The sequence below is a fragment of the Saprospiraceae bacterium genome (assembly GCA_016712145.1).
Lineage (GTDB): Bacteria > Bacteroidota > Bacteroidia > Chitinophagales > Saprospiraceae > Vicinibacter.
The window spans coordinates 1,952,455-1,967,734 of sequence record JADJRO010000001.1 but is presented as its reverse complement, the minus strand read 5'-3'; the positions used below and the strand labels follow the sequence as shown (position 1 = coordinate 1,967,734).

The 15,280-nt window shown below is 37.5% G+C and carries 13 protein-coding genes and 1 pseudogene; 5 read left to right on the top strand and 9 right to left on the bottom strand.

Going from position 1 to position 15,280, the window contains the following annotated elements:
• Positions 1-90: 90 nt before the first annotated feature.
• The 6 genes and pseudogenes from IPK91_08325 to rpsA all read right to left on the bottom strand — a co-directional run bounded on the left by IPK91_08325 (position 91) and on the right by rpsA (position 8,604).
• Positions 91-1,200 (bottom strand): IS110 family transposase, encoded by a 1,110-nt coding sequence (locus IPK91_08325; protein ID MBK8297265.1) that lies wholly within the window; start codon positions 1,198-1,200, stop codon positions 91-93.
• Positions 1,201-1,582: 382 nt separating this feature from the next.
• The gene (locus tag IPK91_08320) at positions 1,583-2,821 is read right to left on the bottom strand and encodes an ABC transporter permease (GenBank protein ID MBK8297264.1); all 1,239 of its coding nucleotides are present in this window, start codon (positions 2,819-2,821) and stop codon (positions 1,583-1,585) included.
• A gap of 79 nt (positions 2,822-2,900) precedes the next feature.
• Complete coding sequence (locus IPK91_08315; GenBank protein ID MBK8297263.1) at positions 2,901-3,710, bottom strand: inositol monophosphatase; 810 nt, start codon at positions 3,708-3,710, stop codon at positions 2,901-2,903.
• 103 nt (positions 3,711-3,813) lie between these two features.
• Positions 3,814-4,659: a phytoene/squalene synthase family protein gene (locus tag IPK91_08310; protein MBK8297262.1), complete on the bottom strand. Its 846-nt coding sequence runs from the start codon at positions 4,657-4,659 to the stop codon at positions 3,814-3,816.
• Positions 4,656-6,134, bottom strand: coding sequence for a phytoene desaturase (crtI, locus tag IPK91_08305; protein ID MBK8297261.1), 1,479 nt, complete (start codon positions 6,132-6,134; stop codon positions 4,656-4,658). Before crtI ends, IPK91_08310 begins: the two co-directional genes overlap by 4 nt.
• Before the next feature lie 560 nt (positions 6,135-6,694).
• Positions 6,695-8,604: pseudogene (gene rpsA, locus IPK91_08300) on the bottom strand (30S ribosomal protein S1).
• 190 nt (positions 8,605-8,794) lie between these two features.
• On the opposite strand from rpsA, the gene IPK91_08295 reads away from it, so the two are divergent.
• From IPK91_08295 to IPK91_08285, 3 genes are all read left to right on the top strand, one after another.
• Positions 8,795-10,453: an AMP-binding protein gene (locus tag IPK91_08295; protein MBK8297260.1), complete on the top strand. Its 1,659-nt coding sequence runs from the start codon at positions 8,795-8,797 to the stop codon at positions 10,451-10,453.
• 495 nt (positions 10,454-10,948) lie between these two features.
• The gene (locus tag IPK91_08290) at positions 10,949-11,815 is read left to right on the top strand and encodes a hypothetical protein (GenBank protein MBK8297259.1); all 867 of its coding nucleotides are present in this window, start codon (positions 10,949-10,951) and stop codon (positions 11,813-11,815) included.
• Positions 11,816-12,007: 192 nt separating this feature from the next.
• A complete protein-coding gene (locus IPK91_08285; protein ID MBK8297258.1) occupies positions 12,008-12,721 on the top strand; it encodes a glycosyltransferase family 2 protein in 714 nt (237 codons plus the stop codon).
• 314 nt (positions 12,722-13,035) lie between these two features.
• Here IPK91_08285 and IPK91_08280 read toward each other — a convergent pair whose 3' ends face one another.
• Genes IPK91_08280 through IPK91_08270 form a run of 3 tightly spaced genes read right to left on the bottom strand, consistent with a single transcriptional unit; the run spans position 13,036 to position 14,189 of the window.
• Positions 13,036-13,329: a transposase gene (locus tag IPK91_08280; protein ID MBK8297257.1), complete on the bottom strand. Its 294-nt coding sequence runs from the start codon at positions 13,327-13,329 to the stop codon at positions 13,036-13,038.
• A gap of 25 nt (positions 13,330-13,354) precedes the next feature.
• Complete coding sequence (locus IPK91_08275; GenBank protein MBK8297256.1) at positions 13,355-13,882, bottom strand: IS3 family transposase; 528 nt, start codon at positions 13,880-13,882, stop codon at positions 13,355-13,357.
• Positions 13,869-14,189 carry a transposase gene (locus IPK91_08270; protein ID MBK8297255.1) on the bottom strand — a complete coding sequence of 107 codons (321 nt, stop codon included), beginning with the start codon at positions 14,187-14,189 and terminating at the stop codon, positions 13,869-13,871. Before IPK91_08270 ends, IPK91_08275 begins: the two co-directional genes overlap by 14 nt.
• Before the next feature lie 244 nt (positions 14,190-14,433).
• On the opposite strand from IPK91_08270, the gene IPK91_08265 reads away from it, so the two are divergent.
• Together IPK91_08265 and IPK91_08260 are read left to right on the top strand one after the other, a co-directional pair.
• Positions 14,434-14,859, top strand: coding sequence for a hypothetical protein (locus tag IPK91_08265; GenBank protein MBK8297254.1), 426 nt, complete (start codon positions 14,434-14,436; stop codon positions 14,857-14,859).
• Positions 14,850-15,086 carry a hypothetical protein gene (locus IPK91_08260; GenBank protein MBK8297253.1) on the top strand — a complete coding sequence of 79 codons (237 nt, stop codon included), beginning with the start codon at positions 14,850-14,852 and terminating at the stop codon, positions 15,084-15,086. Before IPK91_08265 ends, IPK91_08260 begins: the two co-directional genes overlap by 10 nt.
• Positions 15,087-15,280: the final 194 nt, after the last annotated feature.

Below are 15,280 nucleotides of genomic sequence, written 5' to 3'. Positions count from 1 at the left end.
TGCGTAGGTTAAACTACAGTCTATAGTGAGCGGTCTTACCATTTTTTAACTTTTATTCATTTCTGGGATGGTAAAGCTAAGATTTATTTTTTACTGTTTAATTTGATTTTGTTTTTTGATTTTATTGGTGGCCACAACACCTATCTCATATGGTTTTTCGTTATTCCAAACCATTCTGATTCTGGATACTAATTTTCGTGCAATTTTTACAATAGCCCTCTTTTCTCCCAATTTAGCTTTAGTTTCACTATAATATAACAGCAGAGCGGGGTCATTACGAATGGCTATCCAGGCATTCTCAATTAGCAATGAGCGGAGTCTTTTGTGCTGTCTAAAAGACATTCTTCCTTTGCGTTCTTTGTCTCCGCTGGAATATTCATTTGGACAAAATCCTATAAAACTATTTAATTCATCAAAATTGTTAAATCGTTTCATGTCCACAATTTCAGTTAGCAAAGTAATTGCTGTCATTGGCCCTATGCCTGGAATACTCGTTAATAACTTAAATAATTTTGAATACCGATCCTTGTTCTGTAGCCTCCGAATCTGTCGCAAAGCATTTAGCTTTTCTTGTCGCAAGTTAAGTAAGGTTTGAAAGTATAGGTCTAAAGCTAGTCTGGTTGATTCATTTTCAAAGCGAAGATCCTTTAACCATGTCATAAATTTATTACTCCAGTTTCCATTATTATATTGTTGTGGTATTGATATTCCAAGTTGGTATAACATACTCTTGATGCGATGCTTACATGCTGTAACATCATTTCCCAATTTTACATTACATCGAACTAATTGACGGTCTGATTCTGCTTCTGCTTCGGGAATGTATATACCTCGCAACATACCGCTTCCCAATGCAGCTCCAATCCTTTTGGAGTCCATTTTGTCTGTTTTAAAATGCTTTCCTTTGTTCGTCTGGGGTACATCTGCTGCATGAACCACAATACACTCAATTCCTAACTGCTCCAATTGACGCTGTGCCCAAAATCCACTAAATCCGGATTCATATGCACATACATATTTCGCACCTGGATAATGCTCATTTAAATAATTTGACAACGTCTTTGGACATCCTTCTTGCCGGAAACTCTTTATAAGTTTCTGCTCATAATATAATGAAACATGCCAATTTTTTAAATGTATGTCGATACCGATAAACATAATGCGGCCAGTAAAGTCCGCTTTTACTTGTAAATTTGTCATAGGCTTGGTTTTAAGTTGATTATTAAATTGAGAATTTTCAACCCTAAACTAAGCCTTATTTTATTACATGGATTCTTCCATTCTAAAGACTTCTGCATGATTCACAATAGCAAATATCCTCTAACCTCGGCGGGGACGCCTTCGGTAACTAGTTGTTACATTTATTATTGAATTCTAAAATTAATAATACTTCGATGGAAATATGGACGTAGGTTCAACTTACGTCCAGCTATTAATAAACATTTCAGCATTTCCTACAGACTAAAGACTTCTTTTCTAAAGACTGAAATTGCAGCATTGCAGCATTTCCTTCAGACTATAAACTTCTTTTCTAAAGACTAAAATTTCAGCATTGTAGCATTGAAATTTTGCAGAATTACAATTACTCATATCTCAAAGCTTCAACCGGATCCAATCCGGCTGCTTTTAATGCAGGATAAATTCCGGATAAGATGCCAACAATCATACAAACCACTAAACCTAAAATAATCCAGGCCCAAGGGATTAAAAAGTCGCCCCCAATAATGATGGATACAATATTGCCTACCGGAATTCCAAGTAAGATTCCCAGAATACCACCCAATTGGCAAATAATAATGGCTTCGGTTAAAAACTGATAAATGATATTTTGACGGGTTGCACCCAATGCTTTTGCAATACCAATTTCACGGGTCCGCTCTGTTACGGAAACCAACATGATGTTCATTAGTCCGATAGCGGCACCTAGTAAGGTCATCAATCCAATGGCAATGGCAGCGCCTCGAAGTTTGACGGTATTGTCTTTTAAAAATTCAACAATGCCATCGCTTTTGATGATTTCAAAATTATTATCCTGGTAAGCTTTTAATTCTCGAATGACACGTAAAATTCCAATGGCCTGAGAAATGATATTATCCATATCCAACTGATTGGAAACGGCCACATCCATGTTGTAATTTGAAAAGGCATTGGCATAATTCATTTTTGCACGAAGCAATGGAATAAAAATTCTCCGGTCTGCACCCTCATTCATACTGGCACCTTTTGATTTTAGTACGCCTACGATTTGAAAATGTTGTCCGTTGATCAAGATGGTTTTATTAATTGCCTTTTCTGGTACTTCATCAAACAGACGTTTAACCAATTCGGCTCCAATAATTGCTTTGGGATTTCCATCTTCCAATTCATGACTTGAGAAATTTCTGCCGCTTTCAATTTCATATCCATTGACCTTAAAGAAATTTTCATCAATTCCTTTAATTCGCGTTGTCGGATTTGTTTTTTTATCGAGATATTGTGCTACAGCGTTTGAGCTTCCATTAAATGAAATGGTCACGGTCGCGCGATCAGAAAACCGATCTTTAAAATCGGTGACTTGCTGAAATGTAAATGGTGGAGATTCTTTGTAATTATTGTTTCGGCCATGCCTGCGAAACTCAGTGGATTTTCTTGAAATATTAAAACTATTGGCACCCAATGATGAAAAATTACTGCTCATGCTGTATATCATACTGTCAATGGAAGTAAGTATACCCACCAAGGCCATGATCCCGAGTGCTATAATCACCAAGGTCAAAATAGAACGCAATAAATTGGCGCGAACATTGGACCAGGCTAGTAAAAAAATTTCGAAGTAATTCATCCGGTATTCAAAGATACAAGACAAGGCCTAGACTTGCCAGGATTTCGATCACCGATACATTGCGCTCGACCAAATCGGTTTATTGTCCGAGAATTGCATTTTTAGTTAAAACAGCTAATTCATCGTGAATTTTGCCATTGCTGGCTAAAATATGGTGTGATTTTAAAATGCCTTCCGGATGGTCTTCAAAATTAGTGACCCTACCACCAGCTTCCCGAATTAATAAGATGCCGGCAGCCATATCCCAGGAATTTAATCGGGTTTCGTAATACCCATCAAACCGGCCACATGCTGTGTAAGCCAAGTCAATGGCAGCAGATCCCAAACGCCTCACACCTCTTGATTTATTTAATATGGTTATGAGAATTTGAGCCAAATTATCCATCCATTTTCGTTGGTATGGAAAACCGGTTGCAATGACCGCTTCTTCTAATTGCTTAACATCACTTACTTGAATTTTTTTTCCATTGCAATACGCGCCACCATTCAACCAACTGTAGAAACATGCATCTTGCATAATATCATGGACAATGCCAATTAAAATTTCTTCTCCTTTGACCAAAGCCAAGCTGATAGAAAAAATTGGAATTCCCTTTAAAAAATTAGTAGTCCCGTCCAATGGATCAATGATCCATTTTAATTCTCCGGGTGGCAAGGAATCTGTTGTGTTTTCTTCCGTGATGTAATCAGCTTCTGGAAGCAGTAATCGAAGTTGTGTAACCAGTTTTTTTTCTGTTTCAATATCGACGTAGGATACTAAACTGTGTTTTTCTTTTTCAAGGATTTGATCATCTTGTACCTGGCCTAATTCCGCTTTAATAAATAAAGCTGCATCTTTGACAATGCCCACTGCTTTGCAACAAATTTCTTCAATACGTTTGGAATCCATCCTGTAAAAGTAATTAAGTTTAAGAACAACAATTAATGGGATCTAAAAAAAGGGTTCGAAAATGCTTTATTCTTAAAAGATGGATACCAATTTTAGATCCAGGCTAGAAATTTAAATTCAATCGAACCTTTACAAAGGATGTACTCAACAACATGAGTTTCTGAAAATTCGGAATTCGAAATCTTTTTTTAAGTAATTGTTCCGGTTTTGCGTGTTGAATTTTTAAAAACAATCGCCAATAATAAGTATACGCTAAATACACACCAAGCCTGACTGGAGTAGGTAACAGACGAATGCCTTTTAAACCTTCTTTAAATTCGTCTTCAATTTCTTGTTCAATCGCTCGTTTGTCAGAATGACTAAAATTTGGTAATTGTAAATCTGGGAAATAAACGCGTCCCCGCTCCTCAAAATCCGATTTGATATCTCTTAAAAAATTTATTTTTTGAAATGCAGAACCTAAGCTGCTTGCATAGGTTTTAAGTTTTTCATAGTGCGCCGTGTTGCCATTTACAAATATGCATAAACACATCAATCCAACCACTTCAGCTGATCCATAGACATATATTTTTAATTCTTCTCTTGAAAATGTTTTTTTATGCAAATCCATTTCCATGCTGTCTAAAAAAGCATCGATTAAATGCATTGGAATTTGGTACTTGTTTACAATTTCCTGAAAGCTTTGTAAAATTGGATTTAAACTAATTTGATATTGAATGGCATTTTTAGTTTCTTCCCGAAATTGTTTCAATAAAAAATCCTGATCCGTTTTATAAAAGGTATCAACAATTTCATCGGCCAATCTTACAAATCCATAAATAGCACATATCGGACTTCGATAAGGCTTTGCAAACATCCGGATGCCCAAAGAAAAGGAACTGCTGTAACGATGTGTTATCTCTTTACTGCAGTGACGGCTAAAATCCTGATACATTTGAATTGAACTCATAACTTAAGATCTTTTAGTAATTGTAAGGCACTTATCTGACCTGAAATTAAACAGGGAGGTAAACCAGGACCGGGATGACTCAGTTGTCCGGCATAATAGAGCCCTTTAACTTTTTTCGAACGAATGCGTGGTTTTAAAACAGCGGTTTGCAAAAGGGCATTGGATAATCCATACGCATTTCCTTTGAAACTATTGTATGCAGTATAAAAATCTGCTACAGACATTCGTTCATTGACAACAATATAATCCCGAATAGACTGACCTGTATGTTTTTCAAGATGGTCAATTGCAAATGAAAACAAGGAATCTTGCTCGGTTTTAGAATCCTGAAGCCCGGCTGCCAATGGAATTAAAATGAATAGATTTTCCATCCCTGTGGGAGCGACACCAGCATCTGTTTTACTTGGTACGCAAACATAAAACAACGGATTTTCCGGCCAGGCTGGATGATCGTAAATGTTTGCGGCGTGTTGATTAAAATCTGATTTAAAAAATAAATTATGATGTAAGAGTTGATCCAGTTTTTTTGATACACCCAAATAAAATATTAAAGCGGAAGGAGACATTTTTCTGGATTCCCAATAGGCATCGGAATATTGACGGTAGGCCGGATCAATTAATGCGGATTCTGTATGATGATAATCTGCAGCAGATAAAATAGCATCACAGGAAATTGATTGATTTTGAATTTGAATACCAACGGTTCTTCCTCGTTCGATATTTATTTTTTCGATGGCAGTATTAAAGTGAAACTGAACCCCTTTCTCCAGAGCTAATTGATACAAGGCTTCAAATAATTTATGCATACCCCCTATAGGATACCAAGTTCCTAATACCAAATCCGCATAATTCATTAAACTGTACAATGCCGGTGTATCAGAAGGCTTAGCGCCTAAAAACAACACAGGAAAACACAATAGCTGCCGCAATCGGTAATCCTTGATATTCTTAAAAATACTTTTTTCAAATGATTTAAATAATTCAATTTGAAATGCAGCTTTCAACAAGCGCAATTCAAAAAATTCATGCCAGTGTAAGGAAGGTTTTCTTACAAAATCCTTCATGCCGGTTTCATATTTAATTCGGGCCTGGTCTAAAAATTTTCGCAAGAAAATGGAGCTTCCCGGTTCAATGGATTCAAACAAGGCATAGGTTTCTTCTACCTGTGCCGGAACAACAACTGGTTCGTTTTCAAATAAGATTTGATATGAGGGATCCAGGCGAACCAATTGAAAGTAATCTGCACAGCTTTTCCCAAACTCATTAAAAAAATCTTCAAACACATCGGGCATCCAATACCAGCTGGGTCCCATATCAAAAAAGAAACCCTCTTTTTGAAATGCCTGACCCCTTCCTCCAAAAGAAGCATTCTTTTCATAAATGCTTACCTGCATGCCCTTAGCTGCCAATTGAATAGCAGCTGCCATTCCGGAAATACCGGCACCAATTACGGCAATGTTTTTCGTTTCAGGCATAACTAAAGGTAAACCACAACTTTCGGCATTTTGTTTAAACTTTTTATAATAATAGTTAAACAAAAAAGCCTCTGGGCTTAATCAGAGGCTTTTTATTAAATTTCGAATGAATCCTATTCTGCTTTTCCAGCTTTCAGATGGTCTTGGAGGACTTTCAATTCATCCATTTTTCCATCTGCTGCGAGTCCAGCTTGTTGAGGCCAGCTGGTTGGATCGTGCATTTTGTAACGCGCACCTGCTTTTTCAAGGATCTCCTTAATCCGATCAACTGGAGCATCTGCCAATTCTCTGAAATTACTGATGCCATCTGCAATCAACAATTCAGCAATTTTTGGTCCAATTCCTTCAATAAGTTTTAAATCATCTCCTTTAGAAGCTTTTGTAGGTTTCTTGATTTCTTCAGAAACTTCTACAGCGGGAGCTTCGGTTTCAGCAACAGGGGCTGGCGTTTCAACCACTGCTTCCGCTGTTGCTTCAACTACAGATTCAGTTACAGGTTCAACTTTTTGCTCTGCATTATTTGCTAGCGGACTCGCTGCTGCTAATTTAGCTTTTGCATTTTCCTGAAACTGTTCTTTCAGTGCACTAAAGCCTTCAATTTCACCCAGGGTAGTCGCTTCAATTTTTGATTGTTGCTTTTCAACCGCCTTTTTAACTTTTACGGTTTCGACGTCTTTCTCTTTCTTCACATTGTCATCAGCTTCTTTTTTAACATCTTCCAGATATTTAGCATGTGAAACCATGATTTTCTTATCGTCGCGGTTAAATTCAATCACTTTTACAGTAAGAATTTCTTCTACGTTTGCCTGAAGATTGTTTTCTTTCTTCATGTGTTTAGCTGGAGCATAAGCTTCCAAACCATATGGTAACTGAACCGTATAACCCCGATCGTCTTTTTAAGTACGGTCGCTTCATGGTAAGATCCAACTGGGAATACATTTTCAAAGGTATCCCATGGATTTTCTTCCAATTGCTTATGACCTAAAGACAATTTGCGACTTTCCGCATCAATTTCCATGATCATAACATCCAGATTGTTTCCAACGCGGGTGTATTCTGATGGATGGTTAAAACGTTTAGTCCAGGATAAATCTGAAATATGGACCATACCACCAATTCCTTCAGACATTTCTACGAAAACACCGTATGGTGTCAGGTTTTTAACCACACCAGAGTGACGGGAACCTGCCGGAAATCTTTGTTGGATGGTAGTCCAAGGATCTTCAGTCAATTGTTTTAAGCTAAGCGACATTTTACGCTCTTCGCGATCCAGGGTAACTACTTTAGCTTCAAACTCTTGGCCTAAAAAGAAGAAATCCTTCGCATGTACCGGTTGGCTGTTCCAGTTTACTTCAGAAACGTGGATAAGCCCTTCAACACCTGGTTGAATCTCAAGGAATGCGCCGTAATCTTCGATATTGACGATTTTACCTTTAACAGTAGAACCTTCAACGATATCGGCAGGCATTACTTCCCATGGGTGTGGTTGTAATTGTTTCAGACCCAGAGAAATTCGTTTTTTATTCTCATCGAAGTCCAATACCACCACATTGATTTTCTGATTTTTCTCTAAAACTTCATTTGGATGGTTGATACGACCCCATGAAATATCGGTAATGTATAATAAGCCATCGACACCACCCAGATCCAGGAATGCTCCAAAATCGGTGATGTTTTTAACTGTACCTTCCAATACCTGGCCTTTTTCAAGACCGGAAATGATTTGTTCTCTTTGTTCTTGTAAGTCACCTTCAATAAGGGCTTTGTGAGAAACCACTGCATTTTTAATGGTTTCATTGATTTTTACCACTTTAAACTCCATGACTTTACCGACATATGCATCGTAGTCCGTAATGGGTTTAATGTCAATTTGCGAACCAGGAAGGAAGGTTTCCAAACCGTTACAATCTACAATCAGACCGCCTTTGGTTTTACTGATAACCGAACCTTTGATAATGGTTCCGTTTTTGTAAGAATCCACCAGATTTTCCCAGGCGCGAAGCAATTTTGCTTTTTTACGGCTGAGGACCAGGTGTCCTTTTTCGTCTTCTGTTTTTTCTACATAAATTTCAATATGATCCCCTGTTTTTGGATCCAGGTCACGGAATTCGGTTTTCGCAACCAGTCCGTCTGATTTATAGTCAATATCAAGGATTACGCTGTTTCCAGTAGTTCCCGCCACACGGGCCTGAAGTACCTGACCATCGATGATGGTACGGAAGGTTTTATCGTAGTCTTTAATGTATTTTTCCTGATCTTCAGGTGAGTAGTTCAGGGTATTTTTGTTACTGATAGACCAGTCGAACTCGTCGTGCGCACCGGAAAAATCATCGGTTTCAACGAGGGTTTCCAAATCAATAACTTCCTCCAGCAAATTGACTACAGCTTCTTCTTTTTTAGGGGCTTGAAGGAGCTCGTCGTCCTTGATTTCGGGATCATTGTCAGGAATTAAATTTGTTTCGTCCAACATTTTGGAATTTTTAAAAGGTTAAGAAATAATTTTTTAGCGGGGCGAAATTAATACTTTTTTGAGGAATGGCTCTAATGTTTTTTTGAAAATCCGCCTGATTAAGCTGATAATTTAGACTCAAATACATGATTTCAACCGGGTAAGCTAATTTTCATCAGTTTCCATTACTTTCACAAAAAATATTAACAGCATGTCCGACTTAAGGCCCTGGCTTAAAAATTATCCTGCCGGCATTCCAGCTAATGTGAAAACGGATTTATACCCCTCTTTACGAGAATTTGTAGCAGAATGCCTTGTCAAATTTGCTCCCCTTAAGGCTTTTACGATTATGGGTCAATCCATGACGTATAAGGAATTGGATGACAAGTCAAATGCATTTGCAGCGTATTTGCAGTATCGTGGACTAAAACCCGGAGATCGGATGGCCTTGATGATGCCCAATTTATTTCAATATCCGATTGCCATTTTAGGTGCCATACGGGCCGGGGTTGTAATCGTAAATACCAATCCATTGTACACTCCTCGGGAAATGGAATTTGTGTTTGTCAATTCCAAGGTCAAAGCCATTGTGATTGTCGAAAATTTTGCATCCAATTTGGAAAAAATACTATCTAAAACTGCGATTGAAGTCATTATTACTACCACAATAGGTGAATTGATGGGCGGACTGAAAGGAAGCATCATAGACTTTACAGTAAAATACATCAAGCGGATGGTTCCGCGCTTTAAGCTGCACAATACGGTCAATTTTTCTACTGCTTTAAGACAAGGAGCCAGACAATCCATCAAAGCATTTACCGTAAAACCAGACGACATCGCCATTTTACAATATACAGGAGGTACTACCGGAGTCAGTAAAGGAGCCATGCTGACCCATCATAATTTATTGTCCAATATCGAGCAAATCCGGGCAGTCATTTGCTATTATCTGAAGGATGGCAAGGAAACGACTTTATCCCCACTCCCTATGTATCATATTTTTGCTTTTGCGGTTAATTTGATGGCCATGATGACCATTGGGGCTAACACTGTCTTGATTCTGAATGCCCGGGATCTTGGTTCGATTATCAAGGCTTTTAGGCAGCATCCAATCAGCTTGATGACTGGGGTCAACACCTTGTACAATGCCCTCATGAATCATCCGGACTTTGGCAAGATCAATTTTAGTTCGCTGAAAGTCACGGTTGCCGGAGGCATGGCTTTGCAATCCAGTGTAGCGGAACGTTGGAAGGCTTTAACAGGATGCGGTTTGAGTGAAGGGTATGGCATGACGGAAGCTTCGCCCGTGGTAAGTCTGAATCCCATTGATGGGAATGGCAAACCGGGATCGATTGGATTGCCGGTACCCTCCACGGATGTCAGGATTGTAGATGAATCAGGCAGGGTGTGTGGATTTGGAGAAATTGGAGAAATTCAAGTGCGGGGACCACAAGTCATGCTGGGTTATTTGGATCGACCGGACGAAACTGCTAAAACCATTATTGATGGGTGGTTATGTACCGGAGATATAGGCTCCATGGATGCCGATGGCTATTTTAGAATTGTGGATCGCAAAAAAGACATGATCATTGTTTCAGGCTTTAATGTATTCCCGGCTGAAATTGAGGAAGTTTTATCCCGACATCCGAAAGTGCTTGAAGTTGCTGCTATTGGTATTCCAGATGAGAAATCGGGGGAGGTAGTCAAAGTCTTTATTGTAAAACGAGACAAAAGCCTTGATGAAGAAGAAGTTGAACGGTATTGCCGTGAAAATTTTACAAATTATAAACTTCCAAAAGCCATTGAATTTCGGGAATCATTACCTAAGACAAATATTGGAAAAGTTTTGCGTAGGGAATTGAGAGGATAAATAAATATTATAACAAGCTTCTGGATTTTTTACTAGACATATATACCATTTAAATTAGGCAAAAAAGAGTAATTTTAGTATTCTCAATTAACTTAAATTTATTCATCATGTATTCGTGGTATTAATTCTATTTATCGCCACGAATGCACGAATTAAGGACGAATGAATAGTGAATATTAATTTGTAGTATATCTAAGTTACCTAGTTAAACAAATACCATTTTAACTCAAAATCATTCGTGCATTCGTGGCTAACAAATTTACAAAATGTAACTTAAGTTAACAGGATTATAAATTAATATCAATTTGTTTCGAAACTATATTAGCCAAGGTAATTCAATAGGTAGAATATCAACTAGTTTGATCAAACAAGGCTTTTTATGTCAATAGTTTGAATTAAAAAATTTGGTTTCCAAGGCAAAGGGCATTGCATTTTTGTTTATTTTGCATCCGATTTACCTTCAAAATCATTCATTCACAATAAAAAACCATAATTATGAGGCAGTTTTCTAATTATTTATTCTTGCTTGCTCTGGCAGTTGTATTTACCATAAGTTCTTGCAAAGAGGATGATCCAATCCATGTAAATCCGGGTATTAATTTTACAAGTGGAACGGACTTAATTTCAAGTGACATTTCAGTTCCAATCTATACTCCGATAAAAATGAGCCTGTCAGCGGTTAAAGGAAGTCAGCAATTAAAATACATTCAGATTAAGGTAGATGGCATTTCTTTGGGTCCTCTGGAATTTAAAGTGAATGGAGTGGACGCTCCTGCCAATCCGGCCTTATTGATAGGCACCGACAAAGATGGGATTAGCAATACCTATGAATTTAAAACATCCACAGAACCAGATACCATAACCTATGAATTTACCATCGCAGATGACAAGGACAGCTTAACTGTTAAATCCATTTCAGTCATATTTACGGCCATTCCGGCTTCAGTAAAAGCCAGCGGATTGATTGTATATAATTTTTCCGGACCCAGACAAGGAGGTCTGGATTTATTTACAGCAAAAGTGGTTTCAGGAAACGATCCCAATGCCCATGTCAGAGATTACGGAGTTGTTGATCCACAATCTAATTTTTTATGGGTTAAAAAATTCACGCCTCGAAACGGATCGATTGTTAAAAATCCAGGTGCAGGATTGAGCTTTGCAGAAATTACCTACCAGGAAGATATCATTTACTTATTTGATAATGGATCAAATGATGTGGGATCCATTGATACCAAAGTCCTGGCAAAAGGAGATTTTTTTGTTGTTAAAAACGGTACGGCCTATTTTGCTGTTTCAATCGACAATTTAACGTTTACTGCAAACGACAATTTGGACAATTACGAAGTTTCAATTAAGCGATGATTAAAATGTAATTCAAATAAAAAACCCTTCATGTGCATGAAGGGTTTTTTATTTGAATTAAATCACTTGCAATTTTAAATAGTTTACCAATTGCATGCGAATGGGTTCTTCTGATTCTTAGGATACAATTTTTGATTATTTATCAGCCAGACATTCAAATAGTTTAAACGATCTTTAATAAAAATAGCCAACGTGCAAACCTTATCCATAGTTATTCCAGTTTATAATGAAGAGCGGACCATTCACTTGATATTGCATGCAATTGCAGAAGTCAAATTGAGCAATAACATTCAAAAAGAGATTATTTTAGTAAATGATTGTTCGACTGATCATACGGAAGCAGCGCTTAAATTTTATATGGAAAGCAATCCGACTCAAAATTTAAAGTACGTTGCCCATGAAATTAATAAAGGCAAAGGAGCTGCATTGCATACCGGAATTCAACAAGCAACGGGAGATTACATCATCATTCAGGATGCTGATTTAGAATATGATCCCAGGGAATACAACGACTTGCTTAAACCCATTTTAGAAGGACATGCAGATGTGGTATACGGGTCAAGATTTACGAGCGGACATCCGCACCGGATTTTATTCTTTTGGCATTCAATTGGAAATAAATTTTTAACCTTTATTTCAAATGTCTTTACCAATCTCAATTTGACCGATATGGAAACCTGCTATAAATTATTCAAAGCAGACATCCTGAAAGGACTTACTCTAAAAGAAAAGCGCTTTGGTTTTGAACCAGAAGTTACCGCTAAAATTGCACGGATCAAAGGCCTTCGCATCTATGAAGTCGGCATTTCATATTACGGTCGCACCTACCTTGAAGGGAAAAAAATTAACTGGAAGGACGGTTTCAGGGCCATTTATTGTATTTTGAAGTATAATTTGGGTGGATAGTGGTCTGGCCGTCTGGAGGTCTGGCCGTCTGGAGGTCTGGCCGTCTGGAGGTCTGACCGTCTGAAGGTCTGGCCGTCTGGAGGTAAAGAGGTTTTTTCCATTACAATTCGATCAAATGCTCGCAGAGACGCAAAGGCGCAAAGAAATGGAGAGGTCCCAAATGACTAGTAAGCCAAATTTACATCTTTCAACTTTCAACTTTCATCGACCAACTATTCCTCAGCCTCTAACCCCAAAATCAGTAGTCAGTAGTTAACAGTCAGTAGTCAGTGAATGTGGACCTTGGAATTGCTCAAAAAACCGGACACAAAAAGCTAAACATCTAGTCTGTTAGTTAATAATTTATTTTTCTGTAAAGGACTCATAAAACCAATTGAACTGTGTTTTCTATGAGTATTATACCATCTTTCGATATAATCAAATATGTGCTTTTTAGCTTCATAAATATCTTCAAATATCTGATTTTTAATGCATTCTGATTTAATAGTTTTAAAAAAACTTTCAGCTACTGCATTGTCCCAGCAGTTTGCCTTTCTGCTCATGCTTTGTTGTATGTTTTTATTTTTATTTAAAAGGTGCCAAAACCAAGCAACTATATTGAATTCCACGATCGGAGTGAAAAATCAGCTTTGCCTATTCTATTTTTTCCAGTGCTTTGTTCATAGCTATTACAATGGTATGTTCGGCATTTAATGTGTTGCTTAGATGCCAAGAAACTACCATTCGATCAGCCAAATCCAGGATGGCTGTTAAATAACACCATCCTTGTCTGGTAGCAATATAGGTGTCACTAACCCATTTGTGATTAACCCTACTTGCATAAAATTCTCGATTGAGGATATTTTCACTGATTGGGTTGTCGTGATTAGAATCAGTTGTTACTACAAACTTTTTCTTAGGCTTTGCTACCAATCTAAGTTTGTTCATGATCCGTGCCACTGTGGATTTAGATGTTTTAATATGTTGATCTCTTAATTCCTCAACGATTCGTGGGCTTCCGTAGGAAGATTTGCTTTTGTAAAATATAGTCCTAATCTTGCTTTCTAATTCCGAACCTGAATCAGGTACTCGTTTAAGCCAAGCATAGTAGGAAGATCTACCCATTCCAAATATATTGCACATCTTTTCAACACTAACTCCCCATTTATTATCTCGAATCATTTGATAGAGGTTGTGTCTCCCAAGGAAAAGATGTGGATAGCCTTCTTAAAATTTGGGTCTCTAATCGAGAATCCGCCAATTCCTTACGCAATCTCCTAAGTTCTTGTTCCTCTTGACTCAATGCCTCTTTTCCATTTCCAGGAAAACTTAGTTTTTCACCTGATTTGAGGAATTCACGACGCCATCTACTAATCATATCAGGGTGAATTGATAGTTCTTCACCTAATTTATCAATGTTATTGCATTCCAGGCTCCTATTTACAACTTCAAGTTTAAATTGCCTGTCGTATTTTCTTCGAGTTTTCATAATCATAAAAATAATGTTTTATGACTAGAGACTTAACTTTGTGTCCAGTTATTTGAGGACGTCCACCTCTAGCCTTTAGCCTCTAGCCTCTAGCCTTTAGCCTCTAGCCTTTAGCCTTTAGCCTCTAGCCTCTAGCCTTTAGCCTCTAACCTAACCCACCACCAAACGCATAGTTTACCAAAATTTTAACTGATTTGGGAATTTAATGTATCAATTTTGTGTATTAATAGAATAAACCCGCTTTATGAAACAATTTGTAATTTGCTTTTTTTTCAGTTTACTGATACACGTATTTTCTTTTGCCCAGCCCAGAGAAAATAAGCTTCAAATGAGTTTAGGCATTCAAAATGGCTTGAGTGTAACCATTCCGGATGCTGATGAAGATTTAATTGACAAAGTTTGGAAAAAGTACACAAAAGGATATGGAAAGTTGGCTCGAAATAAAAAGGCCAAGGAGGAATATATTGAAGGGGCTGTGATTCAATCTATTCATGGCTCAAATGCCATGGATGTTTATGTTTCTACTGAGGACAATAGCATTACTGCATTTTTTGATTTAAAAAATGGTTTTTTAAATTCTGAGAACAATCCTATGGAATTTAAAGGAGTTTTGAATTTATGCAGGAATTTTCTTATGAAGTCCAACGAGAAAAAACCCGCATGGATTTAGAGGAGGAGCAAGACAAGCTTAAAAAACTAAACAAGAAAATGGGCGATCTGCTATCCGATAATAAAAGTTACCACAAAGATATTGATGAAGCCAATGCACGAATTAAGAAAGCAGAAGCTAACATCATAAGCAACGAAAAAAATCAGGACCTGACTAAATCAGAAATCGCTAATCAAACCAAGGCAGTTGAAGCCGTGCAGCAAAAACTGAGTAAGATTGGAAAATAAGGCGGTCGCAATGCATGAATAATTTTTTACAAATTTTATTAACACAGGAATCCATCCTTTTTATACAGCCCGGCCTTTCCGGGCTTTTTTTATTTTACCAATTAGCTCCGGATATATTACAGCTTTAACTAATAAGTCCCTGATTCCCAAACCAGACACATCAAAATAAAATAATATTTATTTTATTTATAATA